Origin of the sequence: Streptomyces lacaronensis (assembly GCF_047337785.1) — a bacterium.
Classification (GTDB): Bacteria; Actinomycetota; Actinomycetes; order Streptomycetales; family Streptomycetaceae; genus Streptomyces; species Streptomyces lycopersici.
The window spans coordinates 10,878,837-10,892,072 of sequence record NZ_JBLHDK010000003.1; the positions used below are offsets into that span (position 1 = coordinate 10,878,837).

General features: G+C 72.2%; 11 protein-coding genes. 6 read left to right on the plus strand and 5 right to left on the minus strand.

The window, feature by feature from the left end:
• Positions 1-95: 95 nt before the first annotated feature.
• On the minus strand, positions 96-2,771 hold the full coding sequence (locus ACMTAK_RS46995; RefSeq protein ID WP_413811826.1) for a SpoIIE family protein phosphatase: 2,676 nt from the start codon (positions 2,769-2,771) through the stop codon (positions 96-98).
• Positions 2,772-2,962: 191 nt separating this feature from the next.
• Here ACMTAK_RS46995 and ACMTAK_RS47000 point away from each other — a divergent pair, with 191 nt between their 5' ends.
• Positions 2,963-3,883, plus strand: coding sequence for a S1 family peptidase (locus tag ACMTAK_RS47000; protein ID WP_413811827.1), 921 nt, complete (start codon positions 2,963-2,965; stop codon positions 3,881-3,883).
• A 48-nt stretch (positions 3,884-3,931) separates the two neighbouring features.
• Here the strand turns inward: ACMTAK_RS47000 and ACMTAK_RS47005 are convergent, their stop codons facing one another.
• The gene (locus ACMTAK_RS47005; RefSeq protein ID WP_413813210.1) at positions 3,932-4,930 is read right to left on the minus strand and encodes an NAD(P)/FAD-dependent oxidoreductase; all 999 of its coding nucleotides are present in this window, start codon (positions 4,928-4,930) and stop codon (positions 3,932-3,934) included.
• A gap of 464 nt (positions 4,931-5,394) precedes the next feature.
• Here ACMTAK_RS47005 and ACMTAK_RS47010 point away from each other — a divergent pair, with 464 nt between their 5' ends.
• Both ACMTAK_RS47010 and ACMTAK_RS47015 read left to right on the plus strand, forming a co-directional pair.
• Positions 5,395-6,090 carry a hypothetical protein gene (locus ACMTAK_RS47010; RefSeq protein ID WP_413811828.1) on the plus strand — a complete coding sequence of 232 codons (696 nt, stop codon included), beginning with the start codon at positions 5,395-5,397 and terminating at the stop codon, positions 6,088-6,090.
• A gap of 242 nt (positions 6,091-6,332) precedes the next feature.
• Positions 6,333-6,986, plus strand: coding sequence for a sigma-70 family RNA polymerase sigma factor (locus ACMTAK_RS47015; RefSeq protein WP_413811829.1), 654 nt, complete (start codon positions 6,333-6,335; stop codon positions 6,984-6,986).
• Between the two features lie 513 nt (positions 6,987-7,499).
• Here the strand turns inward: ACMTAK_RS47015 and ACMTAK_RS47020 are convergent.
• The 3 genes from ACMTAK_RS47020 to ACMTAK_RS47030 form a co-directional block, all read right to left on the minus strand.
• Positions 7,500-8,183, minus strand: coding sequence for an HAD-IA family hydrolase (locus ACMTAK_RS47020; protein WP_413811830.1), 684 nt, complete (start codon positions 8,181-8,183; stop codon positions 7,500-7,502).
• 211 nt (positions 8,184-8,394) lie between these two features.
• Positions 8,395-9,531: a Gfo/Idh/MocA family protein gene (locus ACMTAK_RS47025; protein ID WP_413811831.1), complete on the minus strand. Its 1,137-nt coding sequence runs from the start codon at positions 9,529-9,531 to the stop codon at positions 8,395-8,397.
• On the minus strand, positions 9,528-10,694 hold the full coding sequence (locus tag ACMTAK_RS47030; protein WP_413811832.1) for a DegT/DnrJ/EryC1/StrS family aminotransferase: 1,167 nt from the start codon (positions 10,692-10,694) through the stop codon (positions 9,528-9,530). The genes ACMTAK_RS47025 and ACMTAK_RS47030 overlap by 4 nt, the downstream gene beginning before the upstream one ends.
• A 227-nt stretch (positions 10,695-10,921) precedes the next feature.
• Between ACMTAK_RS47030 and ACMTAK_RS47035 the strand changes: the two genes are divergently transcribed.
• From ACMTAK_RS47035 to ACMTAK_RS47045, 3 genes are all read left to right on the plus strand, one after another.
• Positions 10,922-11,356, plus strand: a complete 435-nt coding sequence (locus ACMTAK_RS47035) for a type II 3-dehydroquinate dehydratase (RefSeq protein ID WP_413811833.1) — start codon at positions 10,922-10,924, stop codon at positions 11,354-11,356.
• 76 nt (positions 11,357-11,432) lie between these two features.
• Positions 11,433-12,326 carry an ROK family protein gene (locus tag ACMTAK_RS47040; protein ID WP_413811834.1) on the plus strand — a complete coding sequence of 298 codons (894 nt, stop codon included), beginning with the start codon at positions 11,433-11,435 and terminating at the stop codon, positions 12,324-12,326.
• A gap of 53 nt (positions 12,327-12,379) precedes the next feature.
• A complete protein-coding gene (locus ACMTAK_RS47045) occupies positions 12,380-13,204 on the plus strand; it encodes a MerR family transcriptional regulator (protein ID WP_413811835.1) in 825 nt (274 codons plus the stop codon).
• Positions 13,205-13,236: the final 32 nt, after the last annotated feature.

The following is a 13,236-nucleotide window of genomic DNA, read 5'->3' on the forward strand; positions in this document are numbered from 1 at the left end:
TCTGTCTTGCGCTGCTCCCAGCATGGGTCCTTCGGACACGGAAAGCTGGCGGGATTCGGACATGGCGTTTCGGGAGCCTCTTCCCGTCGCCGCGCTCAGTGGCCGTCCAGGGGTGTCTCGGCCCAGATGACCTTGCCGTGTGGGGTGTAGCGGGTGCCCCAGCGCCGGGCGAACTGGACGACGAGGAACAGCCCGCGCCCGCCCTCGTCGGTCGTCGCGGCGCGGCGCATATGGGGCGCGGTGCTGCTGCCGTCGGAGACCTCGCAGATCAGACCGCGGTCGCGCAGCAGTCGTAGGTGTACGGGAGGGGCGCCGTACCGCAGGGCGTTGGTGATCAGTTCGCTGATGATCAGCTCGGCGGTGCACACGGCGTCCTCCAGGCCCCACGCCCGTAGCCGGTGGGCACAGGCGGCGCGCAGCGGGGCGAGCGCCGCCGGGTCGGGCGGCATATCCCACTCGGCCACGTTCTCCGGGTCGAGCAGACGGGTGCGGGCCACCAGGAGGGCGACATCGTCGCTCGGGCGGGGCGGAAGGACGGTCTGGAACAGGCTCCGGCAGGTCTCGTCCGGGTCGAGGTGCGGCTCGGCCGCGAGGGCGCGGCCCAGCAGGTCCAGGCCGGTGCCGGTGGTTCGGTCGTGGCCTTCGAGGAGACCATTGGTGTAGAGCACCAGACGGCTTGCGGCGGGCAGTGAGAGGTCGACCGCCTCGAAGGGCTCCCCGCCCAGGCCCAGGGGCGGGGAGACCGGCACCGCGGGGATGTCCACGGTGCCGTCGGGACGGGCCAGGACGAGGCCCGGATCGCCGGCCCGGGCCACGGTGCAATGGCCCGACACCGAGTCGTGGATCGCGTACAGACAGCCGGCGCCCGCGATGCGGGTGCCGTGCGCGTCGGCGTCATGCTCCAGGTCGAGACGGGTGACCAGCTCGTCCATATGGGAGAGGAGCTCATCCGGGGGCACGTCCCGGGCCGAGAAGTTCTGCACCGCCGTGCGCAACCGGCCCATCGTGGCCGCGGCGTGCAGGCCCTGCCCGGTCACCTTCCCGACGACCAGTGCGACCCGGGCGCCGGGGAGAGGGATCACATCGAACCAGCTTCCGCCCGTCCCGCCCGGCGCGGGCAGATAGCGGGCCGCCACCTGCGCGGCGTCCTGGTCGGGCAGACCGCCGGGGAGGAGGGTGCGCTGGAGTGCGGTGACCATGGCGTGTTCGCGGGCGTAGCGGCGGGCGTTGTCGACACATACGGCGGTGCGCACGGCGAGCTCCCCGGCGATCGCCAGATCCGTTTCGTCGAACGGCGCACGGTGCCGGGCCCGCCAGAAGGTGGCCAGCCCCAGGGTGACACCGCGAAACCGCAGCGGGACGGTGATCAATGAGTGGATCCCGTGGTCGAGGAGGCGCCGGGCCTCCCCGGCCGGCCACTTGCCGGTACTGGTCGGATCGGCCTGGAGGAGGACGGCGGCTCCGGTCCGCACGGCCCGGCTCTGCGGGGTGGAGGGGGCGTGGACGACCCGTTCGCCCACGCGGAAGAGGGGGGCTTCGGCGGGTGCCCCGCCGACGGCGGTCCGGTGTGGTGCCAGGGGCTCGTGCGGCGGCTCGGGCTCCTCGCCGCGCAGTACGGGGTCCAGCAGCTCGACGGCGACGATATCGGCGAACCGGGGGACGGCCACGTCCACCAGCTTCTCGGCGATACCCGTCAGCTCCAGGGTGGAACTGATCCGCACACCGGCGTCGGACAGCAGCTTCAGCCGCTCGCCCGTCTCCACCGCCCGGTCGGAGAGCACCCGCAGCGCGGTGGTGTCCCGCAGTGTCACCACGCTTCCGGCGGGGGCGTCCGCACGGCTCGTGGACCGCAGGCTGACCGAAAGTAGCCGCTCCCCGCAGGGGTGCACCTCGTCCGTGACGCGCCGTCCCGACATCAGTAGCTCTGTCAGATGGGGTTCGAGGCCGAGCGCGCCGACGTGGCACCCCTCAGCGTCCGGAGCCAGCCGGAGCAGCTCCCGGGCCTCGTCGTTGAGGAGCAGCAGCCGCTTGTCCGCCGTCAGGACCAGCACCCCTTCGCGGACCGAGTGCAACACCGCGTCATGGTGTTCGTACATCCGCGTCATCTGCGCGGCGCCCAGGCCGTGGGTCTGCCGCCGCACCCGCCTGTTCAGCAGCGCCGCCCCGCCCGTGGCCAGGGCCAGCGCCCCGGCGCCGCTGCCGAGCAGCATCGGCAGCCGGCGGTCCATCGTGCTGTGCACGTTCTGGATCTTGACCCCGACCGACACTCCGCCGAGGAAGGTGCCATCGGCCCCGGTGACGGGGACCGCCGAGACGACGGACGGGCCCTGGCTGGCCCGGAAGGTCTGCGAGATCGTCTTTCCGCGCAGCTCGTCCCGCACCAGCCCGGCGGGGCCGACGATCCGTTTGCCGATCAAGAGCCTCTCGGGATGGGTGAGGCGGATGCCACGAGGGTCGAACACGACGACGCTGTCGACGCCGGAGCGCTTCCGTGCCGCCTCCGCATGCGACTCCAGCGCCGATGTCGGTTTGTCGCCGCTCATGGCCCGGGCCGTGCCGGGAGCGTGAGCGAAGGTCTCGGCGACCGCGAGCGATCGCCGACGGGCGTCGACCGTGCCGTGAGCCCGGGCGTCCGCGGCGACGGCCACCACCGCGGCGGCCACCAGAACCAGGATCAGCAGAAGCTGCAGGATGAACGCCTGCCCGGCGACGCTGCGCAGATGCGGCAGGGGCCCCAGCCGCCTCCGGGCCGGACGAGCATGTCTGCTCATATCGGCATTTATAACATCCTCGTCGTCGTAGTCGGCGGGGAGTCCGACGGCACGTACGCGGCATCGCTTGATCGATCAATGTGCTGATCAAGGGTGGTCCGTGATGGCGCGGGGAGGTGGGTTACGCGTCCGCCCGGCCACGGGCACAATGAGGCGCTGGACCAACTACCGCCCCTTTCAAGGAGGTTCGGGTGAGAACAGCACGCCGTACCAGAAGACGTGGTCGGTTCCGGCTGATCGCCGCGGTGTCCGGTCTGTTCGTCACGGCCACCCTCGCGACAGTCGGCACGAGTGCGGCCGCTTCCTCCGGGCCCACGGCCGCGTCCACCGCCGCGTCCCCGTCCGCGTCAACGTCCGTGTCCGGTGCCGCCTCGGCCGTGGCGTCCCTGGATGTCCCGGGCACCGCCTGGACCGTGGACGAGCGCACCGGAACGCTGCGTGTCCTCGTCGGCTCCACGGTCCGGGGCGCGGACCTGGCCAGGGTCGACCGCGCCGCTGAGCGCTTCGGCGGTGCCGTCACCGTCGAGCGGGTCGACGGCCCGCTGCGGACCCTCCTCTCCGGTGGCGACGGGATCTACTCCTCCACGGGGGTGCGCTGCTCCGCGGGGGTCAATGTGCAGAGCGGCGCCACGTACTACTTCGTCACCGCCGGCCACTGCGCCGATGGCAACGCCACCTGGTACACCGGCTCCGGTACGACCACGGTCGGCCCGACGACCGGGACCAGCTTCCCGGGCAACGACTACGGCGTCGTCCGGTACACCAACACGGCCGTTCCGCACCCCGGGACCGTGGGGACCGTCGACATCACCGGGACCGCCACCGCCCACGTCGGCCAGCAGGTCTGCCGCCGAGGCGCCACGACCGGTGTCCGGTGCGGTGTGGTCACCGCGCTCAACGCGACCGTCAACTACGGCGGCGGTGACATCGTCTACGGCCTGATCCAGACCAATATCTGCGCCGAGCCGGGCGACAGTGGTGGCCCGCTCTACGCGGGCGACAAGATCATCGGCATTCTCTCGGGCGGCTCCGGGGACTGCACCTCCGGAGGCACCACCTACTACCAGCCGATCCAGGAGGTGCTGAGCGCCTACGGCCTCACCGTCTACTGAGCGTGAGCCGTCGCGGGCCGACGAAGGACTCCACATGTGCACCGCACGTCACAGGCCGTGGCGGTGGTCGCCCAACACCGCTTCGCAGACCCGCGATTCCACCTCCCCGGAGAACGCCACCTCGCCGTGGGCCCGGGCCGCGGCGACCGCCTCTCGGGTCTCCTCGGCGATCAGATCCGCGTTGATATGGGCCGCCGCGGTCGCGCCCGCCGCCGCGGCGGCACCCACCTGGGCGGACAGATCGGTGACATTGCCCGCGACCCATACCCCGGGCACATCGGTACGGCCGGTCGCGTCGGACGGGATGTGCTCACCGGCGCCACTCGGATGTTCCACCGGCCGCAGCCCGAGCGCCGCCAGGAAGCCGGTGTGCGCCACCATCCGGGGCGCGACGGCCAGTGCCTCGCGCTTGACCACGTTGCCATCGCGCAGACGCACGCCGACGAGGCGGTCCTCGACGATCTCCACGGACGCCACCTCGCCGTTCACCACGCGGATGCCACGGGCGGCCAGCTGCTCCGCCTCCTCGCCGGTCGGTATCGGCAAGGTATGGGCGAAGAAGGTGACATCCTCGCTCCACTGCCGGAAGAGCATCGCCTGGTGCACCGACAGCGGCCCGCTCCCCAGTACGCCGATGGCCTGGTCGCGGACCTCCCAGCCGTGGCAGTACGGACAGTGCACCACATCCCGGCCCCACCGGGACCGCAGCCCGGGGACGTCCGGCAACTCGTCGACCAGCCCGGTGGCCAGCAGCAGCCGGAGTGCGCGGACGCTCCGGCCGTCGGCCAGGGTCACCCGGAACCCGGTCTCCTCCCGGGCCACGGCGCTCACCTCGCCGGACACCACCTGACCGCCGTAGCCGCGGACCTCGGCCCGGCCCCGCTCCACCAGCTCGGCCGGGGGGATCCCGTCCCGGGCCAGCAGCCCGTGCACCCCCGAGGCCGGGGCGTTGCGCGGGGAGCCCGCGTCGATCACCACCACCGAGCGCCGCGCCCGAGCCAGCATCAGCGCCCCGCTCAGCCCCGCGGCGCCACCGCCGATCACCATCACCTCGTAGGCGTTCCTCAGCTCATCGGTCACCTTGACCACCTCCACGGCCCACCATGCGAGCCTGCCTGGCGGCTTGGCAAATCACCTTGCCGAGATGGCAAACAGCTCCGTGACTCGGGGCAGTTCGCGGTCGCCGCCGCGGGGCGGCCCAGACGGACCCGCCCGGCCCGGTGCCGCCGGGCCCGGTGCGGGAGTGTTGCTCCTTGCCGGTGGCATCGTCCGGGGAGTCGCCCGTGGCCGGGGCGAGGGGTTCAGCGGTTCGGGGGCAACGGCGGTACGCGGACGCATTGCCGGCCGCGCCGGTTGAGTCGTCGGATGAGTACGTGGATGAGTTCCGGGTTCTTCTGCGAGCTGACTCACGGGTGTCGGGCGCGGGCGATTCACGGGCCACGCTTGTCACCCGCGTGATGAAGATTGAGCCACCGTCACGCTCACCGGCGACGGCTGGCACCATGGCTGCCATGTCCGCCGGGCCACCCTTCCGCCTCGCACGAGCCGCCGTGTTCGCGGCGGTGTGCGTCGTGGTGACGGCGCTCGGACACACGCTGATGTCCGGTGACACCCTGCCGGTGTGGGCCGTGGCCGCCGCGTTCGCCGGGACGGCGGCCGCCGCGTGGTGGGTCACCGGGCGCGAGCGCGGAGCGCTGGTCGTGACCGGTGCGACGGTGGTCGCGCAACTCGGCCTGCACATGGCGTTCCGGTTGGCGGAGGCGACAGCCGCTCCCGTGGCGGGAAGCGCCACGGGCGACGGGGCGCCGGGGATGCGGGACATGGGTGGCACCCCGATGAGCGGCGCCGCCATGGGCCATATGCACCACGGCGCGGACGCGATGTCCACCACCACGCCATCCATGGGCCATCTGCCGTGGCCCTGGGCGGGTCCGGGCGGTCCGGGCATGGCCACGGCCCACCTTCTCGCCGCGCTGATCTGCGGATTGTGGCTGTGGCGCGGTGAGCGGGCCGTCTTCCGGCTCGGCCGCGCGCTCGCGGCCCTGCTGTTCGTCCCGCTCGTTCTCGCCCTGCGCCTCCTGGGCGCGGGCGCCACTCCGCTGCCCACGTGGCCGTCCGCACCGGCCATCGCCCGCCGGTTGCGCGGAGTCCTGCTACGGCACGTCATTTTCCGCAGAGGGCCACCGGCGCGGTTCGCCGTCTGCTGAACCGCCCGTCCTTCCCCTGCTCCGATCGGGGGCCCGCCCCGATGTGGGGCTGGGGCCCTGACCCGATCTGGGGCACCGCCCCCGATCTGGGGTGAGCGCCGGTGACGGGCGGAGTACCGGCGCCTGTCCGGCGTCGGCCCCATCCCTCGGCACCACCGGCTTCTCGCCGCCGCGCCGCGCCCTCGCGTAGCCGGTGGCGCATGCCGGTGTGCCGTTCACCGCCTTCCGAAGGACGTTTGACGATGCCTTCCCCCATGCTGTCCGCCGCACCGAGAAGGGCCGTGCCGCCCGTTGCCGTACACGGGCACGGCTTCGCCACCGCGGCGAACGACCGGCAGGTCACCGAATGGGCCCTGGCTGCCCGCGACGGCGACCGCGACGCGGTCGACCACTTCATCCGCGCCACCTACCGCGATGTGCGCCGCTTCGTACTCCATCTCAGCGCCGACCCCCACGGCTGTGAGGACCTCGCCCAGGAAACGTATCTACGGGCGCTGACCGGACTGTCGCGCTTCGCGGGCCGCTCGTCGGCCCGGACGTGGCTGCTGTCGATCGCCCGCCGCGTGGTCGTCGACCGCTACCGCATGGCCGCCGCCCGACCCCGCACACTGGACGCGGACGACTGGCAGGAGGCGGCCGAACGGGCGCAGCCCATCGGCCTCCCCGGGTTCGACGAGGGGGTGGCGCTGATGGACCTGCTGGCGGCGCTCGCCCCGGCGCGCCGTGAGATGTTCCTCCTCACCAAGGTGCTCGGCCTGCCATACGCGGACGCCGCCACCGCCACCGGCTGCCCCATCGGCACGGTACGTTCCCGTGTGGCCCGCGCCCGCGAGGACATCAGCGCACTGCTGGCCGCGGCGGAAAAGGCAGCGGAACCGGTGCGGTTGGCGCGCTGAGCCGTCCGACCACCGGGGCGTGATGTCGGTCCTCACCGGACGCCACGCCCCGGATGGCCGGTCGGCTGGCGCACGGCGTCCTCGATACCGGCGGACACCCCGGCCCCGGTGAGGATCTTCCGGCTTCGACGAACCGCCCCGGCGTGTAAATGGCACCGACGTCCGCCAGATACGGACGCGAAGCCCAGTAGGTGGTGGCGGGCACACCGCGCAGCAGCCCGGCGGCGCCCAGGACCAGCGATCCCGTGCGCGGGGAGCGCTCGGCCACCATGGTCGCCGTCACGCCCGGCACCCGGCACGGCACCTCGTACGGCCCGATGGCGTCCAGCGCGGTGAACCCGTCGTACAGCAGCACCGCCACCCGCACCGTGCCCTCGGATGCCTCGGCTCCCTCCCTTGCCTGGCTCCCCTCCGGAGGACGGCCGAGTTCCCGGAAGGTACGAGCCGGGGCCCGGGTCCTGTGCGGGGACCCGCACCCCGGGCCGAGGCATCGGTCGGATTGGAGGGACGGACCTACGGAACCGTCAGCGACAGCAGTTCGGACGGCTTGTGCAGGATCACATCGGGCTCCGCCGCGAGCAGGGTCTTCTCATCGGTCTCACCCCACATCGCGGCCACCGCGGTGATTCCGGCCCCCCGCGCGCTGGCCAGGTCGGTCACCGCGTCCCCGACCATCACGGTCCGGTCGGGGTCCGCGCCCATGATGTCCATCGCCTTCAGCACGATGTCCGGCGCGGGCTTGGGCCGGGCCACCTCGTCGGAGCCGAAGATCACATCGAACTGCCCATGGATACCCAGGGTGTCGAGCAGCGAGCGCGCCCGCGGGCCGCTCTTCCCGGTGGCCACGGCGAGCCGCAGGCCGCGGTGGCGCAGCTCCGACAGCAGCTCGGGCACACCGTCGAACATCTCCACCAGGTGGGCGAGTCGGTAGCTCTCGCGGACGAACGGGCCCTCCATCTCCAGTGGGAGACCCATGATCCGCATGATGTCGGGGAAGTAGCGGCCCAGATGGCGGTTGTACTCCTCGAAGGGCGGCTCACCGTCGCCGACGACCTCGGCGTAGGCGAGGGTGAATGCCTCGCGCATCACCGTGAAGCTGTTGACGAGGACACCGTCGAGGTCGAAGACCACCGAGGTGACCGGGGCGATACCCGCGCCGGGGGGCGGGCCGCCGTGACTGATCGGGTGGCTGGTCATTGAGCACTCCCGTAGTGCGGGCACGGCCGGTACGGCGGACCGCCGGTCCGGGTCTCGGAGGCGGTCCGGGGAACGTGGACCGGAATGCGGTCCGGGGAAACGTGGACCGCTCCGCGGTCCGGAGAACGTGGACCGCGGACGCGGTCCGTGGAGCGAAATGACGAGGGCGGAGCCGAGGAGGCGGTGAGGGGACAACCGGTGCCGGCGCGGTTCACACCGGTGCCGACTCCCGGACCTCCCGGGGCATCCGGGCGCAGGTGTAGACCCGTTCGATGGCGCCGATGGTCCGGCGGACCTCCTCGATCACCCGCCCCCGCCCCGCCGGATCGCGCAGCTGCGCGGGCAGCATGTCCAGCTGCCGGTCGTACTCGGTGCCGACCGGTTCGGTGGGTACGGCCACCGGGCGGGTCGTACCGTCGATGGTGCGGGTCAGGGTGGACCTCTCGAGGCGGTTCGGGCTGAACCCGAAGGTGCAGCGCAGGGTCGCGCTGCCGCCGCTGCCGTCGATCGTGACCCGGGTGGTGTCCAGCGCCTCGTGCGAGGCCCAGCTCGCGTGCAGCACGACCGAACGGCCGTCCTCGGTGATGAGGAACCCGCGCGCGGTGTCCTCGACATCGGTGGCGCCATTGGTGGCGCCCGGGAGCGCCGAGTCGCCGGAATCGCCGCGCCACGCGGCCCGGGAGGACCGCTGGGTGATGAAGTCGGAGGACACGGTGCCGATGGCGTGCCGGAACGCGGCGGTGCCCAGCAGCGGAACGGCGATGTCGAACAGATGCCAGCCCAGGTCGACCAGCGCCCCGCCGCCCGCGAGCGACCGCTGGGTGAACCAGCCGCCCCGGTCGGGTACGCCACGCGCCCGCACCCAGGCGAGTTCGACATGGCGGATATGGCCCAGCCGGGCGGCGATCCGGTACAGCCCGCGCACATCGGCGCGGTAGCGCGCCGCGCTTCCGGCCAGCAGCACCGCACCGCCGGAGCGCTCCGCGGCGGCCAGCCGCTCGGCCTCCTCCGAGGTCAGGCACACCGGCTTCTCCAGGAACACCGGAATTCCCTTGGCCAGCAGCTCGCCGGCGACCGCGCAGTGCAGATGGTTGGGCACCGCGACCACCGCCAGATCCACCTCGGCGGGATCGAGGTCATGGACCGCCGCCAGCAGCGGTAACCGGTCCGCGCCCTCCGCCTCGGCCTCCGCCAGGGCCGCGCGACCGCGCTCGTCGGGGTCCACCGCGGCGGTCACGGTGAAGGCGGGGTTCCGGCGCAGCCGGGGCAGCCAGATCGAGCGGGCCGCCCATCCCAGACCCACCACGGCGGTCCGGATCGGCCTCTCGCCGATGTGCGGGCCGCTCATGCGCCCGCGAGCACATCGGCGACGACGGCGGCCACTTCGTGCATCTGTGCCTCGCTGCCCAGCAGCACCCGGTGGTGCAGCCATATGCAGTCGCGGGTGAGCGCCTCGGAGTGCGGGCAGCGCCGGGCGAGTTCGTCCACCGTCAGATCCGGCGCCGCGACCTCCCAGAAGGCGTCCGTACGGTAGACCGCGCGGAAGGCGACGAACGCGGGCACCCCGCGCTCGATGAGCACGTCGACGACCTTGGCGCGGCGCTCCTCGGTGATGCCCGGCACCCGGAACATCGCCATGTAGTGCGGGTTGCGGTCGCCGCGGTCGTCGCGCGACTGCGGTACGACACCGGGGATCTCGGCGAGCAGCCGGCCCAGCACCGGCCAGCGCTGCTCACGCGTGGTGATCTGGTCTTCCAGACGGGCGAGTTGGGCGCGCAGCACCGAGGCGGAGAACTCGTTCAGCCGGAAGTTGGAGCCCGAGGTGCGGTGGAAGTAGCCGCGGTCGGTGCGCGGACGTCCACAGCTGTGCCGGACGAAGCCCTTCTCGTACATCTCGGCGTCGGGGAAGAGCACGGCGCCACCCTCACCGGCGGTCATCAGCTTGCCGTTCTGGAAGCTGAACGCCGCGACCGAGCCCAGCTCGCCGACCCTCTTGCCGCGCCATCGCGCACCGTGGGCGTGGGCCGCGTCCTGGATCAGCGGCACCCCCGAGTCGGCGGACAGCTTGTCCAGCGCGTCCATGTCGCACATCTGACCCGCCATGTGCACCGGCATGATCGCGCGGGTCCTCGGGCCGATGGCCGCCTCGACCGCCGACGGATCGATGCAGTACGTGTCCGGGTCCACGTCCACCGGAACGGCCACCGCGCCGAGCCGCTGCGCCGCCTGCGAGGAGGAGATGAAGGTGAACGCGGGAACGATCACCTCGGAGCCGGCGCCGACGCCGAGCACTTCGAGGGCGAGCTCCAGCGCGTGGGTCCCGTTGGTGACCGCCAGGGCGTGCTCGCTGCCATGGGCCGCGGCGAACTCCGCCTCGAAGGCATCGACCTCACCGCCCCCGATGCGCCACCATTGCCCCTGCTCCAGGGCCCGGATCAGGGCCTCGCGCTCCTCGTCGCCGTAACTCGGCCATGCGGGCAGCTCGGATCCCAGTCGCACATCACTGCTCATGATTTCCCTACTCCCTTAATGCGTTATGGAGGCAGGTCCGCGGCGGACGCATTAGCACGCTAACCGGACGAAGGGCGAAACGTCATTCCCCCTCAGGGCCCCCCTACAGCCCCCTTAAAAACGCGGTTGTTCAAACTCCCACGTCGAGGCCAAGGGGGCCGTGCTATAAATGGCACTTCCGTGATGAGCCGCTGTAATTCAGCCGATCCCACATGGTGAGGTGCGCAGTGAGCAGGCTGTTGTTGGTGAACGGACCGAATCTCGGCATCCTCGGGAAGCGCCAGCCCGAGATCTATGGCACGGATACGTTGCAGGACGTCGAGCGCTGGGTCGAAGAAGAGGTCGCGGAGCGCGGCTGGAAAGTGGATTCCTACCAGTTCGACGGCGAAGCGGAGATCATCCAAACCATTCAGGGGAACTACGACACGGTCGGCGCCATCATCAATCCGGCCGCCCTCATGATGGCCGGATGGGGACTCAGGGACGCGCTGGCCAACTATCCGCGGCCCTGGATAGAAGTGCATCTGTCGAATGTCTGGGCGCGTGAGCAGTTCCGCCATGAGTCGGTGACCGGACCGCTGGCCGCGGGCGTCATCTTCGGGCTCGGCGCCGTGGGCTATCGGCTCGCCGCACGCGCCCTGCTGGAAAAGGTGCCGGACTGAGCGCCCGCCGCGCCGTCACCCCGCACCGCGAAGACTGACGAGCCGGGAGAGGACCATCAGTCATCTGGGAATCGACGTGGGCGGCACCAAAGTGGCGCTGCGTCTCGAACACGACGACCTGAGCATCCGCGAATCCGCCTTCCGGTGGGCGGAGCCGGACGGTACGGACGCCATGACGTCCGGCGGCGCCACCCGCGACCTGGAGCTGCTGGCGCGGCACATCGGGGAGCTGTGCGCGGGCCACCCCGAGCGGCTCACCGGCGTCGGGGTCGCGCTGCCCGCCACCCTCGACGCCACCGGCGCGGTCGCCGCCTGGCCCGGCCGCCCCGGCTGGGCCGGAGTGGATCTGCGGGGCGCGCTGTCCGCGCTCTTCGGCGAGGCCGAGGTGCGCTGCGCCGACGACGGCGATCTGGCCGCCCTCGCCGAAGCACACGAGGCGGGCTGTCCCGATCTGCTCTACCTCGGCGTCGGCACCGGGATCGGCGGTGGCATCGTGCTGAACGGAAAGCCCGTCCCCGGCGTGGGCCGCGGCTCCTGCGAGGTCGGCCACCTGATCGTGGACCGCGACGGCCCGCTGTGCGACTGCGGCCGGCGCGGCTGCGTCCAGGCTGCGGCCTCGGGCCCGGCGACCCTGCGCCGGGCGGCGCGGCGGCGGGGCGAGGAGGTGGCCTTCACCGCGCTGCGCGAGGCCGTGCGGGCCGGCAAGCAGTGGGCCGTGGCGGTGCTGCGGGAGAGTGGCCGGGCCCTGGCCACGGCCGTGACCGGTGTGTGCGAGCTGGTCCATCCCTCGCTCGTGCTGATCGGCGGAGGGTTCGCCGCGGCGATGCCGGAGCTCGTGGCGATGGTGGCCGAGCGGACGACGGCGCTGGAGCGGCCGGGGCATCCGCTGCCACCGGTCCGGCCTGCGACACTGGGTGGGCTGTCGTCACTGCACGGCGCCGTTCTGCTGGCCAGGGGAATGCCGGACTGATCCGGCCGCCCCTTGACCCTCACACCGTGTCAGGCGCTGAACTCGGAGCCATCATGTTCACCATCGGAGACTTCGCCCGGCACGGCCGCGTCTCGGTCCGGATGCTGCGCCACTACGACGCCACCGGACTGCTGCGCCCGGCCCATGTCGACCCCGCCACCGGATACCGCTCCTACTCGGCCGCCCAGCTCAGCCGGCTGAACCGGATCATCGCGCTGAAGGAGCTCGGCTTCACCCTCCAGCAGGTGCGGGACATCGTGGACGACAAGGTCGGCACCGAGGAGCTGCGCGGCATGCTGCGGTTGCGGCGGGCCGAGCTGGAGGCCACGGTGGCCGCCACGGCGGCCCGGCTGACGCAGGTCGAGGCGAGGCTCCGGTCGATCGAGAGCGAGGGGCACATGCCCACGAACGACGTCGTCATCAAGACCCTCCCCGCGGTGCGGGTGGCGGAGCTCACCGCGACCGCTGCCGGTTTCGACCCCCAGGACATCGGCCCGGTCATCACACCCCTCTACAACGAGCTGTTCCGGCGCCTCGACACGGCGGGCATCGCACCGACGGGCCCCGGTGTCGCGTACTACGAGGACGCCCCGGAAGGCGGTGGGGCCGTGACCGTCCACGCCGCCGTCCAGGTCGCCGCCCCGCTCCGGGACGGTGCGGACCTGAGGATCCTCGATCTGCCGCCCGTCGACCGGGCCGCGACCATCGTGCACCGCGGCCCGATGGACGCCGTGGTGCCCACGGCCCAGGCCCTGGCCCATTGGATCGACGGCAACGGCTACCGGTCGGCCGGCTACCCCCGGGAGATCAACCTGGAGTGCCCGGAGAACCGCGACGAGTGGGTCACGGAACTCCAGGCACCGGTGGTCCAGGTCTGACGGCCGGGCCGTAGCGGGACGACGGGCCCGGC